The 19,444-nt window shown below is 49.8% G+C and carries 13 protein-coding genes and 1 pseudogene; 3 read left to right on the top strand and 11 right to left on the bottom strand.

Features of this window, described 5'->3' with window-relative positions:
• Positions 1-20: 20 nt before the first annotated feature.
• Positions 21-2,387: a TonB-dependent receptor gene (locus tag ACYVEA_RS19695; RefSeq protein ID WP_461115147.1), complete on the top strand. Its 2,367-nt coding sequence runs from the start codon at positions 21-23 to the stop codon at positions 2,385-2,387.
• 58 nt (positions 2,388-2,445) lie between these two features.
• Here ACYVEA_RS19695 and ACYVEA_RS19690 read toward each other — a convergent pair whose 3' ends face one another.
• The 6 genes from ACYVEA_RS19690 to ACYVEA_RS19665 all read right to left on the bottom strand — a co-directional run bounded on the left by ACYVEA_RS19690 (position 2,446) and on the right by ACYVEA_RS19665 (position 10,589).
• Positions 2,446-3,657 (bottom strand): pyridoxal phosphate-dependent aminotransferase, encoded by a 1,212-nt coding sequence (locus ACYVEA_RS19690; RefSeq protein WP_461115444.1) that lies wholly within the window; start codon positions 3,655-3,657, stop codon positions 2,446-2,448.
• Positions 3,658-3,740: 83 nt separating this feature from the next.
• Complete coding sequence (locus ACYVEA_RS19685) at positions 3,741-4,514, bottom strand: SDR family NAD(P)-dependent oxidoreductase (protein ID WP_461115146.1); 774 nt, start codon at positions 4,512-4,514, stop codon at positions 3,741-3,743.
• A gap of 50 nt (positions 4,515-4,564) precedes the next feature.
• Positions 4,565-5,887: an MFS transporter gene (locus ACYVEA_RS19680; RefSeq protein WP_461115145.1), complete on the bottom strand. Its 1,323-nt coding sequence runs from the start codon at positions 5,885-5,887 to the stop codon at positions 4,565-4,567.
• A gap of 33 nt (positions 5,888-5,920) precedes the next feature.
• Complete coding sequence (locus ACYVEA_RS19675; RefSeq protein WP_461115144.1) at positions 5,921-6,706, bottom strand: SDR family NAD(P)-dependent oxidoreductase; 786 nt, start codon at positions 6,704-6,706, stop codon at positions 5,921-5,923.
• A gap of 24 nt (positions 6,707-6,730) precedes the next feature.
• A complete protein-coding gene (locus tag ACYVEA_RS19670; protein ID WP_461115143.1) occupies positions 6,731-7,789 on the bottom strand; it encodes a sugar phosphate isomerase/epimerase family protein in 1,059 nt (352 codons plus the stop codon).
• A gap of 238 nt (positions 7,790-8,027) precedes the next feature.
• Positions 8,028-10,589, bottom strand: coding sequence for a DUF7133 domain-containing protein (locus ACYVEA_RS19665; protein WP_461115142.1), 2,562 nt, complete (start codon positions 10,587-10,589; stop codon positions 8,028-8,030).
• A gap of 662 nt (positions 10,590-11,251) precedes the next feature.
• Here ACYVEA_RS19665 and ACYVEA_RS19660 point away from each other — a divergent pair.
• The gene (locus ACYVEA_RS19660) at positions 11,252-14,305 is read left to right on the top strand and encodes a SusC/RagA family TonB-linked outer membrane protein (protein WP_461115141.1); all 3,054 of its coding nucleotides are present in this window, start codon (positions 11,252-11,254) and stop codon (positions 14,303-14,305) included.
• Between the two features lie 12 nt (positions 14,306-14,317).
• Positions 14,318-15,895 (top strand): RagB/SusD family nutrient uptake outer membrane protein, encoded by a 1,578-nt coding sequence (locus ACYVEA_RS19655; protein WP_461115140.1) that lies wholly within the window; start codon positions 14,318-14,320, stop codon positions 15,893-15,895.
• 314 nt (positions 15,896-16,209) lie between these two features.
• On the opposite strand, the gene ACYVEA_RS19650 is transcribed toward ACYVEA_RS19655, so the two are convergent.
• From ACYVEA_RS19650 to ACYVEA_RS19630, 5 genes and pseudogenes are all read right to left on the bottom strand, one after another.
• On the bottom strand, positions 16,210-16,641 hold the full coding sequence (locus tag ACYVEA_RS19650) for a hypothetical protein (protein ID WP_461115139.1): 432 nt from the start codon (positions 16,639-16,641) through the stop codon (positions 16,210-16,212).
• Positions 16,642-16,777: 136 nt separating this feature from the next.
• On the bottom strand, positions 16,778-17,257 hold the full coding sequence (chrA, locus tag ACYVEA_RS19645; protein WP_461115138.1) for a chromate efflux transporter: 480 nt from the start codon (positions 17,255-17,257) through the stop codon (positions 16,778-16,780).
• 172 nt (positions 17,258-17,429) lie between these two features.
• Positions 17,430-17,927: pseudogene (gene chrA, locus ACYVEA_RS19640) on the bottom strand (chromate efflux transporter); the annotation flags it as partial.
• A gap of 47 nt (positions 17,928-17,974) precedes the next feature.
• Positions 17,975-18,451, bottom strand: a complete 477-nt coding sequence (locus tag ACYVEA_RS19635) for a hypothetical protein (protein ID WP_461115137.1) — start codon at positions 18,449-18,451, stop codon at positions 17,975-17,977.
• A gap of 145 nt (positions 18,452-18,596) precedes the next feature.
• Positions 18,597-19,442: a chromate resistance protein ChrB domain-containing protein gene (locus ACYVEA_RS19630; protein WP_461115136.1), complete on the bottom strand. Its 846-nt coding sequence runs from the start codon at positions 19,440-19,442 to the stop codon at positions 18,597-18,599.
• Between the last annotated feature and the right edge of the window lie 2 nt (positions 19,443-19,444).

Here is a 19,444-nt window from a genome sequence, read left to right as displayed (position 1 = left end):
TCCATTACTCTCTCAAGTATATGACAAAATTTATCTGGTCTTTGTGCATAGTACTCACAACATTTATTTCTAGTGTAAAAAGTCAGACGCCCGGTCATTTTTCGGGTACGATCACCGATCAACAATCGCTTGGCATTCCGGGTGCCTTTGTCTATTTATTGAACACTAACCTGGGAGCCTCTACCAATGAGCAGGGGAAATTTACGATCTCAAATGTTCCAGCGGGCCAATACACCCTGAATGTGAGTGCCGTAGGCTTTGCTACGGTTAATCAAACCGTTACGTTCACCAATGACAATCAGGCCATCACTCTCCAACTTGCTGAAGCGTCGAATCGATTGGACGAAGTGACGGTTTCGGCCCAAAAAGTTGAAGAGAACCCACAAAAGCTCCCGTTCAGTGTATCGACCCTGTCGTCTAAACAGGTTCAGGACTATCGATTATGGAACAGCAAAGACCTTACGGCCCTGATACCGAATTTGTACTCGGCCAATCCTGGTGATGGTCGCAACGTAACGTCCATTCGGGGCATCACCACTACGTCCTACGACCCAACGGTTGCTACGTATATTGATGGCGTTAATCAGTTTAGCCTGGACACCTATGTCGCTCAACTCCTCGATATTGAGCGAATTGAGGTACTTCGTGGTCCACAGGGGACGCTTTACGGACGCAATGCCATGGGCGGGGTGATTAACATCATCACCAAGCAACCAGACAATAAAACGCGGGGCTTTGTCGAACTCAATTATGGCAGTTTCGGCCAGCAGCGGTACAGCGCCGGTCTGCGAACTCCGCTGGTAAAGAACCGGTTGTTTCTGGGCGTATCGGCGTTATACGGTCAGCAGGAAGGTTTCTATACGAATGTGTTTGATCAGTCCAAATTTGACCGGTCGCACTATGTCATGGGAAATTATTATTTGAAGTATATGGCCAGCCCAAACTGGACATTAACCCTGAATGTAAAACACAACGCCAACCGGAATCGGGGTTCATTCCCGTTAGCCTCAAGCCCTAACGACGCTTTTGCCGATCCATTTACGGTCAATCAGAATGCCGTCGGCCAGTTGATCGATAATATTTTCAACACGTCTTTATCGGTAAATCATTCCGGGAAAGCGCTCACCTTTACCTCCCAAACAGCTTATCAAGCCAATTATCGCTATTACGACCACCCGATTGACGGTGATTTTTCGCCAATTGACGGGGTGACGATCGTCAACGATTACGGTAAAAAATGGAATAACGTACAGGTTGGCACGCAGGAGTTTCGGTTCACCTCGCCTGCCAGCTCAACATCGGCCTTTCACTGGATTGCCGGTACGTATGCTTTCTACCAGGATAACCCAACGAAACTAGGCACTCATTTTGGTAAAAACTCCGACCAGTTGGGTGCGCCGTTTCCTTTTTTCACCAGCCTCAATACCAATAAAGGCACGAGTGTTGGTGTGGCCTTTTACGGACAGGGAACGTATGCTCTTACCCCCAAACTGAAAGCAACCCTTGGCCTTCGGTATGATTATGAGCACAAAAAGCAATCCGTTCTGGGCGAGTTTCAACTGGATGGCGACGCAATACAGGTGACCCGGCCCGACACCTCATCGACAGCTAATTTTAAAGCCTTTTCGCCTAAAGTCAGCCTGTACTACCAAGTCACCGACAATCATCAGGTTTATGCTACCTATAGTCGGGGATTTCGGGCGGGCGGCATCACGCAACTTTCATCCGATCCGTCGCAGCCACCTTTGTATGCATACAAACCGGAGTACAGTAATAACTTCGAGATTGGGCTGAAGAATACGTTCTGGAACAATCGAATCCGGTTGAATCTCGCAGCTTTTTACACACAGGTGCAGGATGCTCAAGTCCCCACGCTGATCTTGCCCGATGCGATAACCATTACCCGAAATGCCGGGAAATTAGATAGTAAAGGGGTTGAAATTGAGGTGCAGGCAACGCCCGTAAAAGGACTGGAAATAGCGTATCAGGCAGGCTATACGGAGGCTACATACGGGGCGCTCAATCTGGCTTCGAACGGCGAAGCGGTGAATTTAGCAGGCAATCGACAGATATTTACGCCGGACGCAACTTCCATGATTGCCATACAATACGGTTATTCGTTAGGCGGGGCTCAGCAACTCCGGTTACTTGCCCGGGGAGAATTATACTACGTGGGAAAACAGTACTTCGATCTCACCAACCTGATATCCCAGGATGGTTACGGGGTAATAAACACCCGAATCGGCCTCTCGTCCCGACACGCGGAGTTATTTGTCTGGGGACGCAACCTGAACAACAAAACCTATATCGACTACGCGTATAATTTTGGAGCGGCTCATTTAGGCAACCCCAGAACGTACGGCATTACATTGCGGAGTAATTTTTAGTAAGGAGTCCATGTGTTTGTCATTCCTCCTTTGACGGAATGACAAACACATGGACTCCTTACTTCCGGTGGCTTTCCAGGAAGTTCTCAATGCGGTCCATGGCTACGTTTAACTCATCGATTGTGGGTAAGCAGACAACCCGAAAGTGATCGTTATCAATGTAATTAAAGCCGTTTCCGGCCACTACCAGCACTTTCTGCTCGGTCAGCAGGTTGTAGACAAAATCGTCATCGTCAGTAAATCGAAACTGACTTAGGTCAATTTTCGGGAAGATATACAACGCTCCTTTTGGCTTCACACAGGTGATGCCCGGAATGGCCGTCATACGATCGTAAGCCAGCATCATTTGCTTGTACAGACGACCCGTGGGCATCACTAAGTCATTGATACTCTGATAGCCACCAAGTGCCGTCTGGATAGCGTACTGCGTAGGTACATTGGCGCAAAGGCGCATACTTGCCAGCAGCGTCAGGCCCTCGATGTAGGATTTAGCCCGATGTCGCGCTCCGCTCAGAATCATCCAGCCGCCCCGAAAACCAGCCGCCCGGTAGTTCTTCGACAAGCCGCCCATGGTGATACACAGCGTATCATTCACCATTTTAGAAATGGGAAAATGTACTGCTCCGTTGTACAGAATCCGGTCGTAGATTTCGTCGGAGAAGACAATGAGTTTATGCCGTTCGGCGATGCGGGCAATGCCTTCCAGCACCGCTTTATCATACACAGCCCCGGTCGGATTATTCGGATTGATCACCACGATGGCTCGCGTTCGGGGCGTGATTTTACGTTCCAGATCGGCGAGGTCGGGGTTCCAGTCGGAGGCTTCATCGCAGACGTAGTGAACAGGTTTTCCGCCACAAAACGCAACGGAAGCCGTCCAGAGTGGATAGTCGGGCGATGGAATTAGCACTTCATCGCCTTCGTTGAGGAGCGCCTGCATTGACAGCATGATCAGTTCGCTAACCCCGTTTCCAATGTAAATATCGTTGATGGTAATGCCCGGCAAACCGATGTTCTGCGTGTGGTGCATGACGGCTTTTCGAGCCGCAAACAAACCCCGGGAGTCGGAATACCCCTGCGCGTTGCGGATGTTCAGAATAATATCGTGGACAATTTCGTCGGGGGCGTCGAACCCGAACGTAGCCGGGTTACCGATATTCAGACTGATAATTTTGTATCCCTGACTCTCCAGTTCCAGTGATTTTTCGTAAACCGGACCTCGAATATCATATTTAAGGTGAGTAAGTCGGTCGCTTTTAAGAATTTCCATTTCAGGCACTTCTACTTCTATGCACGCTAATTCCATGGCACAAAAGTACGGAACTGTTGGGTAATTCAAGGAAAGATGTCAAATCAATACGTTGCCCGACCACCTGAGATATCATAGATAAATCCGGTAGAAAAGCTGTTTTCGGGCGACACGATAAAACTGGCCATAGCTGCCACTTCCTCGGCTTCTCCCAAACGGCCCATCGGAATTTTGGCCGTCATGTAGGCTAATTGTTCAGGAGCGGTATTGGCGTTCATCGCCGTTCGGATGACGGCCGGCGCCAGCCCATTGATGGTAATACCAGCAGTGGCGTATTCTTTGGCGACGGCTTTGACCAGACCTATCACGCCCGCTTTACTGACCGAATAGCCCACCATGCCTGGGTTGCCTTCTTTCCCGGCAATGGAGGCAATCAACAGAATTCGTCCGTATCGTTGTGGAGCCATGTGGGTTACGGCATACTTTGTCATCAAAAAACTACCCAGCAGGTTGACCGCGCAGACCTGCTCAAAATCGGCGGTAGCGTAGGCGGTAATGTTCGTACTCGTTGGCCCGACAATCCCAGCCGAATGAACCACTACGTCGATTGACCCAAAATCGGCAACTACTTGATTAATAGCGTTTCTGACCTGCTCTTCCTGGGAAACATCCACGGAATAAGCACGAACGTTGATGTTCATCGCCATCAGTTCACCGACTGTACTATCCAGCAAGTCGGTGTTTCGGTCGAACAGTGCTAATGAGGCACCTTCAGTGCCTAACCGACTGGCAATGGCTTTACCCAGTCCCTCAGCTCCTCCGGTCACGATCGCAACCTGATTGGTATAACGGCCGGGGAAACTAGTAGGTGCATTCATAGAGGATTCTAAGTGAGCTATTTATTCCAGGTTGTCACTACGTAGCATTCTTATTCTGAAATCAATACTTCCTTTCCGGTATTGACCCCAACTCGTTCTATCTTTCCAACCAGGAATATATAGGAACAGGCTCCAACCAGACCCAGTGTGCCAACAAAAACCAGTGCCGGTTTAAAATTACCTCCCTGAACCAGGTAGCCAATTACAATTGGCACGACAATAGAGGCCAGATTGCCCATGAAATTGAAGATGCCGCCTGTTAGCCCGATCAGGTGCTTTGGCGATAAGAGCGACACAAAAACCCAGGAAATAAGTGCCATACCATTACCAAAAAAGGCCAGTGCCATAAAAAAAATTATCAGGGCTGTATTGTTGGTATAATTGGCACCGATGATGCTCATCGACAACAGCATACCGACAATAATGGGCGTCTTACGGGCCATACCGACCGATTTCCCCTGCCGAACCAACCGATCTGAGAGGAAACCGGACAAGAGCAGCCCGACACAGGCAGCCAGAAATGGCACCGAAGCCAGATAGCCGGACTTGATAAACCCTAAATGCCGGTAATCAACCAGGTATTTTGGGAACCAGGTCAGGAAAAACCACAGCATAGCATTGACGGCAAACTGACCAATATAAACTCCCCATAAGGTCTTGTGGGAAATGACCTGTTTCAGGTTCTCCCATTTCCAGATGTTGATTTGGGCAGCACCCGGTTTCTTACCTCTGAACAGGCCGCCCCCTTCTTCGATATACGTTAGTTCGGCCTGATTTACACCCCGATGGTCAAGCGGATCACGATAAAAAACATACCAGACAATACCCCATAGCAACCCAATTATTCCGGTTCCGATAAACAAACCCTGCCATCCGGCATACTCTTGAACCCTAAACAAAATTGGCGTTAAAAACGCCAGGCCGATAAACTGACCTGATACATATAGCGCGATAGATGAGGTCCGTTCGTTTTCGGGAAACCAGCTCGTCACGATTCGGTTGTTAATCGGATAAGAGGGTGCTTCAAATGCCCCCGTGGCTAAACGGAGAGAAAAGAGAGCGGCAAAACCTTTTATAAACCCCTGGCAGACGGTCACGAGCGACCAGGTAATTAAACAGAAGGCGTATAAAACGCGCGGCCCAAACCGGTCAGCAATTAAGCCCCCCGGAATTTGCAAAGCCGCATACGTCCACCCGAAGGCCGAAAAAATATACCCTAATTCGACCGTCGATAGGTTCAGATCTTTACTCAGGGCAGCCCCGGCAACCGAGATATTACTGCGATCCAGGTAATTAATAACCACATTCACAAAGACGAGGGCTAACATCCCATATCGGGCACGGGTCGGCTTACTGCTGCTTGATGGCTCCATTTTCGGATTAGGGTTTCGGTTTGCAGGTTGTGCTTATCGCGCTGTCCAGCCACCGTCGACGGTGAGCATGGAACCGATCATAAACGAAGCGGCATCGCTGGCCAGGAAAATGGCGGCACCCTGAATTTCGCGCAACAAGCCCCAGCGACCCAGAGCGGTAGCCCCGACCACAAACTTTTTACCTTCTTCGGTATCGGCAATCGGCAGGTTCATTTCGGTTAAGAACGGACCCGGGCAAATGGCGTTGACATTAATAGTAAAGGGCGCCAGTTCGAGCGCCAAGGCGCGGGTCATCTGCACAACGGCGCCTTTGCTGGCCGTGTAGGGTGTCCGGTTAGCCAGCCCAACCAGACCGAGGGTACTGGCCAGATTAATAATGCTTCCCCGCCCCGCCTGTTTCATGAATGGTATCACGGCCCTGGAGGCAAGCCAGGTCCCGGTGACATTCACATCTATTACCTTCTTGAAATCATCGGCAGTCAATTCGTCGATAGCCCCCCGAATGTTGATGCCTGCACTGTTGATCAGAATATCGATTCGGCCAAACGCGTCGATAGCGGCCTGCGCCATCGCTTCCGTTTGCGCCTGGTTGGTGATGTCGGCACTAAACGCAATCGCTTTTACGCCATAATCATCAGCCAGCTCCTGTGCAGCCTGTGCGCCTTCATCGGCGTTTCGGTTGACCAGCATGACGTTGGCCCCCGCCGATGCCAGCCCGGCGGCCATTGCTAAACCAAGTCCTTTGGAGCCACCGGTAATAATGGCTGCCTTTCCCGTTAAATCAAATTGTTTAATTCCAGGTAGTATTTCTTGACTCATTCGTATACTCGATAGTTTGTTTGGCTATTTCATTCCCAATTTCTCCTTACTGTAGTTCAGGCAGGCGACAATGTTCTCTTCTTCAAGGGCAAGTTTGGCTTCGGGCGTCAATTGGGAAACTCGGGGAAGTCCACCCGGATATTTATGCTCCCGAACGGTTCGGAGCATTCGGGCCAGTTCAGGAGCTGGCATAGCGCGGAAGGTTTCCCAGTACGCATTCGTCAAACAGGGGATTTCCAGCGGGTCCCGCGTGATCATTTCCAGGCTGAACGTACCGGCCGGATTATGTTTTCGGCAGAGTTCGACCATTTTTGGCAGATCCAGCATACCTTTTCCCATGGGCACTTCCGAGAGCAAAAATCCATTGGGATATTCTTCAACCGCCATGTCTTTCACGTGCGTACTGAACACATAGGGTGCCAGCGTTTGAACAACCTGCATCGGATCTTCCAGTAACGCCATGCTATTACCAAAATCGAGGGTTACACCAATCCACTCACTATTAACCTGTTTCAGCAGATTTACCAGGTCGGGAGCCAGCCAGTCTTTATGGTTCTCGACCCCCAGTTTGACTTTGTGCTTGCGAAGCACCGGTTCGGCCAGCTGTAGTGACGCCAAAGCGCTCTTCTTCAAATCCTCGAAGGCTTCGGGCGAGTGATACGTCTCATACCGCCGTCCGCTCGAACAGACCGTACGTAGCACCTGCGCACCGGCTTCCCGGGCATTAACGACATCCTGTTCAAATTTCGACACATCGTCCGCTTTTTTGGGTAAGCCAATCGACCCTTCCAGATACAGGCCCAGCTTCTCCCGCTCATCACGTACCTTTTTCGCAAAATCAGTTGACCAGCCATTGACGATTACCTGCACACCACCCGCGCCGAGTTGATGGCAATGATCCAGCAGTTCAATGGCATTAGTAAAAGCTGGATATTTTTTACTGTCTACTTTCGAATTCCAGCGACTCCAGTACGAGTGAACAACAATGCCCATCCGCTTGTCCACCAGGACATCAGGTACCGCTGGAAACGACAGCGCTAGTGCTCCAGCCGCAGTTTTTTGTAAAAAATCCCGTCTATCCATTAAGGTAAGGGTCAAGCATTGTAGGAAGGGTTGGTACTCATATTGAAGCTGTTTAAAATTTTATTCTTGGCAGTAAGTCAATCAAAAATGAATACGTTTCTGTCACTCCAGTTTATTTGTCAATCCGACGTCAGGAGGAATCTTCGGGTGGTCATTTTTTTGTTCTTCGCGAAGATTCCTCGTGACGTCGGAATGATAAACAAAAAAATGTTGCCATGGACAATCTGGGACAGCTTCATTATTTCACGCTGGCAGCCTGATTATCGGTCATATACTTATTCAATTCTTTGGCCGTCCAGGGTACAACCCGGCCTTGTGCTGTCACGCGGGTCATGCCCACGGTACGTTTCCCAATGGGACCGCCGTTATTGCCCCATTCATTGCGGATATACATCAGAATGGACGTGATCGACGTATCGTCCATCGTCGAATGCGAAGGCATAACCGGGAGGATATCCGGGGCGTCGTAGATCCGTTTATTGATTTCGATTGGCCCTTCCATGCCGTGCAGCAGGATAAGCGCTAACCGTTTTTCGTCGCCCACTACCCATTCGGAGCCGATGAGGGGCGGACCGAATCGAGCCAGACCAGCCCCGTCGGTGCCATGACAACCCGAACACGTATTCAGATAAAGCTGCCGCCCCGACGCAAATAGTTTTTGTTCCTCGTCGTTCAGCAAACTTTTTTTCACGACGCTACTTTTTGCTGTCATATGGCCCGGCCATTCAAACATGGCGTCCAGCGTAGCCAGGCGGTTTGGATCAACTTTATGACTTGACTGGGTTAACAGGCTGGGAGCCGATGCTAGTTTAATCGGCTTCGCTTTGCTACTGCTTCCGGCAATCGACATGCTGGTGAGAATCGCTTTTTCCTGCCAGGCCAGGGGTTCCTTATGGGAGTCAACCAAGGCCAACAGCGCGGTCAATTCAGCGGGGTTGCGCTTCTTCACAATCGACGTCGTCAGCATCTCCATGAAAATTTCTTTCGGTGGCTCACTCGTTTGCCACTGTGGTGATTTCATCAGCCGCTGCAAAAAGGCAAACTCCTGGTTTTGCAAGCTACTCATGGCCGCATCCCGAATTAAGGCCGATTCGCCGTACTTCCCGACAATGTTTGCCAGCAGTTGCTGAGCGACCGACTGATCAAGAACGCCAGCCGTGAATGTCATCTGAAGGATTTGTTCGATCGGGGCTTTGGCCCATCGGTTAGCCAGTTGCTCGCCCAACTTCGCCCGAACGGTTTTATCCGCTTTGGCAAACGGCTCAAGCAGCCGGATAGCCGTCGTACCAACAAGTTCATTCGGATCGGACACCAGGCTCAGCAACGTAGCAGCATTGCTTAGTTTCAGGCCATCCAGCGTCCACAACGCATGAAAGCGGCCTAACTCAGAAGTGCCTTTTACCGCCAGATTCGTCAGGGCCGAACCGATTTTGGTATCATTCCGCTCGATTAACAACCGTTGTGCCATATCCCGATGCCAACCATCCGGACTCGACAATTCCGCAACGAGCTCATCGGGTGACGCATCAGACAATTTTTTCACTTTCTGTGTCTTCCAGTTCTCTGGCACAATGCGCCAGATACGACCCCGATTAATGGGTTTATCCAGGTCGCGGGACAGAGTTTGCTCTTTCAGGTAAGGCGTTACGTAAGCTTTATGCTGAATAAGCCCCCGATACATGTCAGCGATGTAGAGTGCGCCATCGGGTCCGGTGGCGATGTGAACCGGCCGGAATCGCTCGTCGGTTGACGCCAGAAATTCGGTGCCGGGGTGCGGGTCATGAGCGGCAATCAGTAGCTCCTTATCTTCTACGACATTGCGCTTGACCAGATTTCCGGCGGGTTCGCAAACGAAAACATTCCCGTAATAATCTTTAGGTAGTGCCGTTCCCCGGTAGAAAAGTGGCGAACAGGCCGCCGTGAATTCCCGCAAGTGACCTTCTTTATCCAGCGTACCGGGTATGTAGCCCCGGTTAACTGCCGGGTTGGGACGGATAGGGTACACCCGCCGATCAAGTGTCACGCCGTAATCAATGCCGGTAGTTGGCTTGTGATTTTTGTTGCGGGACAGGTAATTCGGTGGAACCAGATCGGCGTGAAGCTGCGACCAGTTGTAGTTATAATACAAACGGCCTCTGTCGTCATGACTGATCCCCCACTGCCCACGAAACTCTGTCGAATCACGTAGCCATTTGCCATCTACCAACTTATACCGAAGACGCGCCTTGGCATTGTAAAACCAGTTGTCCATCCCCCGCAAGAGGCCGTTTGGTGCATGTTCGGGGAGCCCTTCGCCAGCATAGTGCGCGTCTACAACAGTTTTGGTATCGGCTTTCAAATCACCATTGGTGTCCTGGGTGAGCCATAAAGCACCATTCTCAGCGACAAGGGCGCCCCCTTTGACTAGCGCAATCGCCCTGGGCATGACCAGACTGTCGAGATAGATTTTACTGACATCCATCTGCCCGTCGCCATTGGTATCTTCCAGCACTGATATACGCCCCACACGTTTGTCTTCTCCATTCCCGTCGACATCCGGCATGAAACCCCGCATTTCGACGACCCATAAGCGGCCATTTTCATCGAACGTGAACACCACAGGATCTTCAACCATGGGCTCAGATGCGACTAGCTGAACTTTCAAACCCGGTTCGAGCTGGAACGTAGCGGCTTCTTCGGTTGGGGTTCTGGCTGGAGACGGTCCTTCTCCGGTCAGTGTATTTCTAACGTTGGCTTTAAAGCTCAGGAAGCCCACAAGGCTGGCACTTAACAGGTAGGTAACGTATCGATGCTTAAGCATGAGTCATGACTAGCATTATTGGTAAGAGACGTTGGTCAAGCAACTTACCTATAAGGGTTGTTTAAATTAAATTATACTCAGTCAGGTAAGGTATTGTCAGGTTAAAATTCCTGACGACGTCCACTACCTGTACTTCCCACCTCCCAGTCACTTCGTCTGGCAGGTATTGGAAAGCGCACGTTCTGCCCGGATTGATTCTTCTCAGCCCTTCCTTGAAACGATGCAAATTAATCCCCGAGCCTGTTTTAACTTCTAAAAACAGGCCCAAGTCGACCGTTTTTGTCCTGCTGAGGCACGAAGCATCTTTGCTGTATCGCCGGAGCAATAACCGAAACACTATTGGCTCACCCGAAGATGCTTCGTACCTCAGCATGACAAAAATTCATTCATTATAAACGTTTAAACTGGTTCTACCCATTGATTTCTAAAAAATAATTTCAAAAAATATTTTCATTAAAAAGAGGTTAAACCCTATTTCTCGGGCTCTTACCAAGTAAGGGTAACTGACAATTAAATCTTCAAAAAGTGATGAAATACGCTATTTATAGCATTCATGGCTTTATGTAGGATCGGCCAGATGAGCAGGCTAACGGCTTGTCTATGAAGGAAGTTATCAGTTTCCTTGAATTTCTTTCCCCTCATTCCTTAAACCCTTATTTCGTATGCAACACTTTTTAGTAACAACCGGGCGACGCATCCTATGGCTGGGTTGTCTCCAGTTTGCGCTTTTCCCACTTACAGCCACCTATGGCTCGACTCCACCTTTGCCAACCCGGACTGCACTCACCCCACCAGAGACCAGCGAGCAACCCGCCGACCGGACAATCTCGGGTACGGTTATCGATGAATCTGGGGCTGGTTTACCCGGCGTATCCGTCGTGGTGAAAGGCACACAAAAAGGCACAGTGACCGATAAAGACGGAGCCTACCGACTGTCAGTCCCCGATGGGGCCTCAACATTGACCTTCAGCTTTGTTGGTTACGTAGCGCAGGACGTAGCGGTGAGTAATCAGACAGCGGTGAATGTTACGTTGAAACCCGAGACAAAGTCACTGGATGAAGTTGTCGTGGTGGGGTATGGAACCGCCCGGAAAAGAGACCTCACGGGCGCGGTGACGTCCGTAACGGCTAAAGATTTTAATAAAGGCAACTTCACCTCCCCCGATCAATTGATTCAGGGTAAGGTTTCGGGGGTGCAAATTATAAACAACAGCGGCCAGCCAGGGGGAGCCGCCACGGTCAAGATTCGGGGCAACTCGGCCATTACCGGTAGCGGCCAGCCCTTATACGTAGTGGATGGTATTCCGCTGGACAACCGATCAGCCCGGCCGGGTTTGAATGCGAACGGCCTGGGAAACACGCCCGGCGGCAACCCACTGAATTTTTTAAACCCGGCCGATATCGCAAGTATCGATGTATTGAAAGACGCGTCGGCTACGGCCATATACGGGTCGCGGGCCGCCTACGGGGTTGTCATCATCAATACCAAACGGGGTCAGGCGGGTCAGGCGAAAATTGACGTCGGCCTGAACACGGGCGTGGCGTCCATCTTCCGGAAAATCAACGTATTGAATGCGGATCAATACCGGGAAGCGATAAAATACTACGGAGTCAGTGCGCTGAATGACCGGGGTGGCAACGTCGATGCTTTTGATGCCATTTTGCGAAATGGGTTGCAGCAGAACTATACCCTGGCCGTTAGCGGAGGCAACGAAAGCGGAAAATACCGATTGTCGGCGGGTTATTTGAACCAGGAGGGCATTATCAATAAGACCGGTTTCAAAAAATATACGGCTAATTTCACGGGCAATCTAAAATTTTTAGAAAGCAAACGACTGGGGTTAGACATGACCGTTAATTCCAGTCAGTATATAGAAGACATTGCCGCCATCACCAACGATGCCGGCTCAAATGGTAGCTTAATCGGGCATGCCTTGCAGTGGAATCCAACTGACTCGCTGCGGAAAGCCAACGGCAGTTTGAATATAAAAGCGGGGGCGGTCATCAATCCCCTGGCTATGTCTGAGTTATACAATGACCAGTCAAAAGTTACCACGATTCTGGCTAGCATTTCGCCGTATTTCAAGTTTACGGACTGGTTGGAGTATCGGATGCTGTATAGCGTCAACTATAGTGCGGGCGGGCGACGATCCTCTATTAATCAGGACATTAACATTTCGGCTACGCAGGGGAAGGGTTGGGCGAGCATTGGGAACAACGAGCTGAGTACCCAGCAATTTACCCACACGCTGAACTTCAACAAGGACATTTTACCGGACCTGAACCTGAATGCGTTAGTTGGCTTTGAGTATATGAGCTTTGCCAATAAGGGGTCGGCCATGAGCGCTTTAGGACCAGCTTCCGGGTTCGGCAATTACGGACTGGACTACACCGATTATATCCAGTATTCGAACACAACGGGCCGCACCGTTTCCTCATTTGTTGATCCAGCCGCCGAACTACAGTCCTACTTTGGCCGGGCCATCGGAAATTATAAAGATCGCTATTTGGTGACGGCGACGCTACGTGCCGACGGTTCGAGTAAATTCGGCGCAAACAATAAATACGGGTATTTCCCCTCTTTTTCGGCGGCCTGGAACATCAGTAACGAGAAGTTTTTTCACGTAGAAACCATAAATTCCCTTAAAATACGCGGTGGTTGGGGCAAGACGGGTAATCAGGAGTTTCCGTCCGGTTCTTCGCAGGCCCGCTATTCGTTTACCGATAATGGTGGGCTGGGCCAGACGAATAACCCCAACCCGGACTTAAAGTGGCAATCCGACAAACAGTATAATGTCGGTTTTGATCTGACGATGTTGAACAGTCGGCTGACGGCGACCGTCGATTACTTCAATAAAACCACGACCGATTTATTATTCCCCAGCCCACCCATTCAGCCCGCTCCGCCCGGCTCGGTTATTCGGTGGATCAACCTGGATGGCCGTATCGAAAACAAGGGGCTGGAAGTGGCAATAGATGGCAATATTGTCAGGAAACCGAACTTTAGTTGGGATCTGACAGCCAATGCTACTTTTATCAGCAATAGTGTTTCTGGCTTAACGGCCCCCATCCTGACGGGCGCCTTGAATGGTCCGGGTCTGAGTGGCGTGTCGGTGGAAGTTATTCAGAATGGCCTGCCGATCAATGCGTTTTACACGCGCCGGTATCTGGGCATGAGCGAGTCGACGGGCCTGGCGACTTATGAAGATGCGGGTAATACGTTCTTCTACGTCGGCAATCCGAACCCAAAAACCCTGTTAGGCCTCAGCACGACGCTTCGGTATAAAAAACTCTCGCTGATCGCGAACATGAACGGAGCGTTCGGACAGGACATTTACAACAATACCAACAATGCCGTTATCAGCGTCGGGCTAATCAACGGGGGACGGAATATCGCCCTGTCGCTGTTCAGGGAACCGGTCAAGGAATCGATCGCCAACCCGGTAACGCCTTCTTCTCGCTATATCGAGAAAGGCGATTACCTGAAAATGACGAATGCAACTGTCTCGTATTCAATCGGTAACATCGCGAAAGTTATTCGTGGAGCGAATGTTTACGTGACCGGCCAAAATCTGTTTGTCCTCACCAAATACACCGGCTTTGACCCTGAAGTCAACGTAAACAAGGCTATCAACAGTGTTCCGTCTGTCGGTATCGATTATGCGGCTTATCCACCGGCCCGCACCATAACATTTGGCATCAACTTCTCTTTATAAACCCTTACGATAATGTCATTAAAAAATAACGTATTCATTATTAGTACGTTCACGCTGATCTTAGGCCTTGGTGGTTGTACGGATCTGGAAGAGAAGTTCCAGGGTGACCTCACTGCCGGCCAGATTGGGACGACAACGTCAGCCAATACAGCCGCCTTACTAACGGGCGTTTACAACTCCATACGGGAACCTTTTCAAAACAATTCGCAGTTGAACGCCCTCTGCGAAATGACCACCGATGCCATGATGGGACCAACCCGCGGCCCGGACTGGGATGATAACGGTACGTGGCGCCAATTGCACCAGCACCGCTGGGATGGCAACCATATTCGTGTCATCAATACGTTCAACAATATGAGTGGCGGGGTCTTTGCGGCCACTGATATGCTGCGGTTCAATCCAACTCCGCAACAGGCTGCCGAAGCCCGATTTATACGCGCCTTTTGCATGTTCTGGCTGCTGGATTTATACGATCAGGTGCCCTACCGCGAGCCGGGAGAAAGTGTAGTACAGGCCGCCAAAGTCCGGAAAGGAATGGACGCTCTGAACTACATTATCAGCGAGGTGACGACCATACAGCCTAATTTGCCGGATGGCCCCGCCGGACTGGCGAATAAAGATGCGGCCCGGGTTTTCCTGATGAAACTGTACCTCAACAAAGGTGTGTATGCCAACCGGGCGACGCCAACCTTTGCGGCAGAGGACATGAACAAGGTCATCAGCCTGGCCGACGAGATCATCAACAGCAACAAATACCAGTTCACGGCTAACTATTACGACAATTTCGCGCCTAACAACACGACAATTGGGAAGGAAAATATCTGGACGCAGGAAAATGTGGGTGGGGTATCACCAAACGCCAACTTGCGGAACCGATGGGTAACATTCCTGCATCCAAACCAGAATCCCAACGGCAACAATGGCTGGGTAATCCTGCCGACCTTTTACGATAAATACGAAGCCACCGATAAGCGATTGGGCGCTGCCTATAAGAGTCCGGGAGGGCTGCCTAATCCCGGCAATCGCATCAATACGGGGTTTTTGATCGGTCAGCAGTACAACTTAACGACCGATGCGCCCTTGAAAGATAGAACGGGGAATCCCTTGATTTTCTCTAAAGAGGTGAAAATTATCGAAACCGGCAGTAATCTGGAACTGCCCGGAATCCGGCCGATCAAGTACCCGATTGACCATGCCAATGATGGCAGCCGACTGATCGACAATGATTACGTGTATTTCCGATTGCCTGATGTGCTGCTGATGAAAGCGGAAGCTATTTTACGGGGTGGTACGCCCACAAATGCCGGTAGCTATGGCAATACCGCCCTTTCGCTGGTCAACGCCATTCGTACCCATGCGTCACGGGGAGCCAGCGCCTTACCGTCGGTCAATCTGGATGTCCTGCTGGATGAGCGGGGCCGGGAATTGTATATCGAAAACTGGAGACGGCAGGATTTGATACGGTTTGGTAAGTTCCTGCAACCTTTCTACGAAAAGAATTACGCGAGCGATCCCAAGTATCTTTTATTCCCGATTCCGATCCAGCAAATGGCCGTTAATGAGAACTTTGTTCAGAACGCGGGGTATTAATTGATTCAGGCTTACAGGCCATTAACCAATTGTGTACTGAAGAAACGATTCGAGTACCAGAATGATACGTAGCAGCGAGACCTACCTCATCAAAAGTTGTGCTGGGCACCCGTCATAAACATATTTTAGTGAGGAAATGGGTAACTATAGGAAAGTTCCTGGTTTTGCTTATACTTATTTTAGGAATTGAATTCGTAATAGTACTGTAGACGCTTTACTGTTTTCATCATAGGTTGACAAAAAAATGCTCTCCTGCTTTGCGGAAGAGCATTTTTGTTAGTAGAAAAAAGTCAGGAGAAGCTATAGCTATCTCATTATTTTAGCTCAATCCAAAGCATCTGATCATCTTTTTCTTTGAGTATATAACCGCTTGGTGCTTTTACAATAGCAAACTTCGTTGGCTCACGATCAATTAGTTGCGTATTTCCTTCCGCTTCTACTGCAATTGAACTAGGCTGTAAATAGAGTGAGTCCCCTACAAATCGCCAACTAAGAGGACTATCCTTCGTAATCATATTTCCTCTTTTCCCTCGGAATGTAGCTCTACCATCCTTATGAAAGATGAGGTAAAGGTTAAAGTCATTTTCGGTTTTACTAACCTTTCCTTTCTCTCCAAGAATAAATGTTTTATCGGATAAGTCGATCCTACTGGTTGTTGATCCTGAGTTGGCTATATTTTGCCCTAAGGCTAGGAAAGGGGTAAAAACCAGCAGAGCTAAAAGGTAAATGGCTTGACGGGTAGGCATAGGACTGACTTATGTAGTGAAACAAAACCGTGTCAATTTTGCGATAAAAATTTAATAATGAGCGCAATATTCACTAAATGTAGAAGTAGCTATTATGTCCTGCTAAAATAGGTGGTGGAAAGTTTACTTGCACCCGTTAGCCGATGTACCTCAGGAGCCACCCAATGACGGCGGCTGCTCCAATCAGACTTAGTTCGGGCAGTTTCTTAAATCGATACAGCAGCCCAACAGTCGTTACCGCAATCAATATCGCCGTTGTATCAATCAACTGCCGACGGGCCAGTACGACCACTGCGCCGGCGATAGCACCAACTGCAGCGATAGTCACGCCATCAACAAATGCCTTAACGCCGGGATGTTTACCCCAGCGTTTGAAGTAGGGCGCGGGCAGTACAGTCAGCAAATAACAGGGAAGAAACGTAGCCAAGGCAGCGACACAGGCTCCCGCAAACCCAGCTACCAGATAGCCAATAAACGCAACGGTAATCACTACGGGGCCGGGTGTAATCATGGCCACGGCCACCGCATCTAAAAACTGCTGCTCGGTAAGCCAGCCATATTCTTTGACAACGCCCCCATACAAAAAAGGCACAATAGCCAGCCCACTGCCAAACACAAACGCGCCCGCTTTGGCAAAAAAGACAGCCAGTTTTCCACAGTACGGAATCGGTGGGCAACGCCAGTACCTGCAGCACAAACGGAACAAGGCTACTTCCTACGTCTGGCCGCATAAATCGGGGCGGGGTTTTCACGATCCAGTAAATGCCTCCCGACAGTAGAACCAGCCACAGCAATTCCGATTCGGTGACTGCCGTAGCTATGGCAGACAGGGCAAACAAAGCCCAGCCGAGTGGGTCTTTACCGATGGTTTTGGTCGTTAGCTTATACGTCCCCATGGCAATAATACCAATAACGGCCGCTCCGATGCCATAAAAGATAGCCTGCATCCAGGGTAATCCACCAAACCGAATGTAGCACCAACCCAGTATCACGACCATAATGAACGAAGGCAGTACAAAGGCAACGCCAGCTAACGTAGCGCCCAGCAGACCGTAGTGAACGTATCCCAGGTAGATCGCCAGTTGAGCCGCCAATGGGCCGGGGGCCAGTTGGGCCAGCGCTAATCCTTCCCGATAATCTTCCTCCGTAACCCATTGCTTTTCAAGAACAAGATCCCGATGCATAGCACTGACCAGAGCCGGTGGTCCACCAAATCCACTGGTACCTAGTCGAAGGAAGTACCGTAGCAGATCCGTTTTTGTATAAGGAATAAGGGGTGACGCCATCTGGGTTCGTTTCTTTAGGTGCTTGATCTTAGAAGCCGTTCTGCGGATTAAAACACAATCCCAAATTGCAATCCGACAGTTAACGACGTAGGGCGGTCGTTACCAAATCGAACCGGAATGGGTACGGCCACGAAATAGTTGAGGGTTTGCCCTCGTTTCACAATTTTATTGAGCACCGGGGTAACGCCATAACGGCCTGACGTTTCAAACGCCAGCCGACTGGCCAGCGTAAAATCGTGCCCTAGGTTGACTAGCACACCCGGATGAAAGAGCACATTAGCCACTCGACTGGTCCCGTTTTCGGCCCGAATGATGGGTACGATTTCTACGGAAAAACCTATCTTCTGCGTCTTCCACAGGTTTAAACCAATGGGAAATCCAACGGCGTAGTACTGACTAAAATTGGTTTCGCTGCCTCTTTGGTCAATCGTGACAATTGGATGAAGTACGCCCAAATACCCAGCCATCCGGGGGTAGCTGGGCTGTGTCTGCGCTAAAGTCTGCGTTACACACAGGCATGACATACATATAATGAGTAAAAAAATAGAAGGGGCGGAGTCTCCCATCCCGAACGTTCCTGACCAAATCCTGTGATACGGCTTATGCATAAATGACTTTCCATTTTTAGCACAAGGATAGGTCGCGTTGGGAGTGAGAAATAGAATGGATTTAACCTTTTGTATCTGCTTTACCTTTGTTTCTGTTTTTTCGGTATTCCGATGGGTTTTGCCCCATCAGCTTCTTGAAAATTCGGGTAAAATGGCTCTGGTCCGAGAATCCGGTCAGGTAAGCAATTTCGGCCAAGCTATACGTTGTCGATTCCAGCAACGTAATGGCTTTCTCGATCCGTAGTTTACGGATGTACTCGCCAAATGACAGGTCGTCAAAGTAACGGGCAAACGTTCGGGACACATAAGCCGGATTGACGGCTAAACTTTCAGCGAGTTCGGTCAGACTAAGCGTCAGGTTCGTATCAATCTGATCCTGAATTAACTCCTTTAATTCTTTCACCCAAACGGGCGTTTTTCGTTTACCCGTTGATTTAAGCACCTCCAGCAAAAGCCGTTCGGTAGGACTTTGCGTATGCCTGACGGTTTGCAGATGCTTCGCCCAACTGTAGAGCGCGTCATAGATAATTAATCCCTGTGACAGCAGTTGTTGATCGTCCGCGATATTAAACGCCAATCCAGCCGAAATCGCCCACAAACCCGCAGCCTGTGTCGCTAATGTATGATCATCCGTATCGGCACCCCGCACGATGGGCGCTATCTTGAGCAACGCAGCATCTGTCAATTCATGCTTCTGGAGGAAATAGTCAAACGTGCAGCGATCTTCGTAATGACTATAATCAACGCCCGGCACATCGAATGGGATAGCGCCTAATTCCTGCGCCCGATCTACAACCTGTTTTTCAGGCACGAACAGGATGGTAGCTTCCGGGTCAATAAAACGTAGTATGAGCCAGGGGCAGGCCAACCGATCAATCTTGGGTCGTTCGCGCGTAATCCAGATCATGT

The organism is Spirosoma jeollabukense, from assembly GCF_054777855.1.
This window is presented reverse-complemented; position numbering and strand designations above follow the sequence as displayed.

Bases quoted from the DNA above. Each gene is read 5' to 3' on its own strand.
- ACYVEA_RS19695 (WP_461115147.1), top strand. From the start codon at position 21: ATGACAAAATTTATCTGGTCTTTGTGCATAGTACTCACAACATTTATT.
- ACYVEA_RS19690 (WP_461115444.1), bottom strand. From the start codon at position 3,657: ATGGAAATTCTTAAAAGCGACCGACTTACTCACCTTAAATATGATATT.
- ACYVEA_RS19685 (WP_461115146.1), bottom strand. From the start codon at position 4,514: ATGAATGCACCTACTAGTTTCCCCGGCCGTTATACCAATCAGGTTGCG.
- ACYVEA_RS19680 (WP_461115145.1), bottom strand. From the start codon at position 5,887: ATGGAGCCATCAAGCAGCAGTAAGCCGACCCGTGCCCGATATGGGATG.
- ACYVEA_RS19675 (WP_461115144.1), bottom strand. From the start codon at position 6,706: ATGAGTCAAGAAATACTACCTGGAATTAAACAATTTGATTTAACGGGA.
- ACYVEA_RS19670 (WP_461115143.1), bottom strand. From the start codon at position 7,789: ATGGATAGACGGGATTTTTTACAAAAAACTGCGGCTGGAGCACTAGCG.
- ACYVEA_RS19665 (WP_461115142.1), bottom strand. From the start codon at position 10,589: ATGCTTAAGCATCGATACGTTACCTACCTGTTAAGTGCCAGCCTTGTG.
- ACYVEA_RS19660 (WP_461115141.1), top strand. From the start codon at position 11,252: ATGCAACACTTTTTAGTAACAACCGGGCGACGCATCCTATGGCTGGGT.
- ACYVEA_RS19655 (WP_461115140.1), top strand. From the start codon at position 14,318: ATGTCATTAAAAAATAACGTATTCATTATTAGTACGTTCACGCTGATC.
- ACYVEA_RS19650 (WP_461115139.1), bottom strand. From the start codon at position 16,641: ATGCCTACCCGTCAAGCCATTTACCTTTTAGCTCTGCTGGTTTTTACC.
- ACYVEA_RS19635 (WP_461115137.1), bottom strand. From the start codon at position 18,451: ATGTCATGCCTGTGTGTAACGCAGACTTTAGCGCAGACACAGCCCAGC.
- ACYVEA_RS19630 (WP_461115136.1), bottom strand. From the start codon at position 19,442: ATGATCTGGATTACGCGCGAACGACCCAAGATTGATCGGTTGGCCTGC.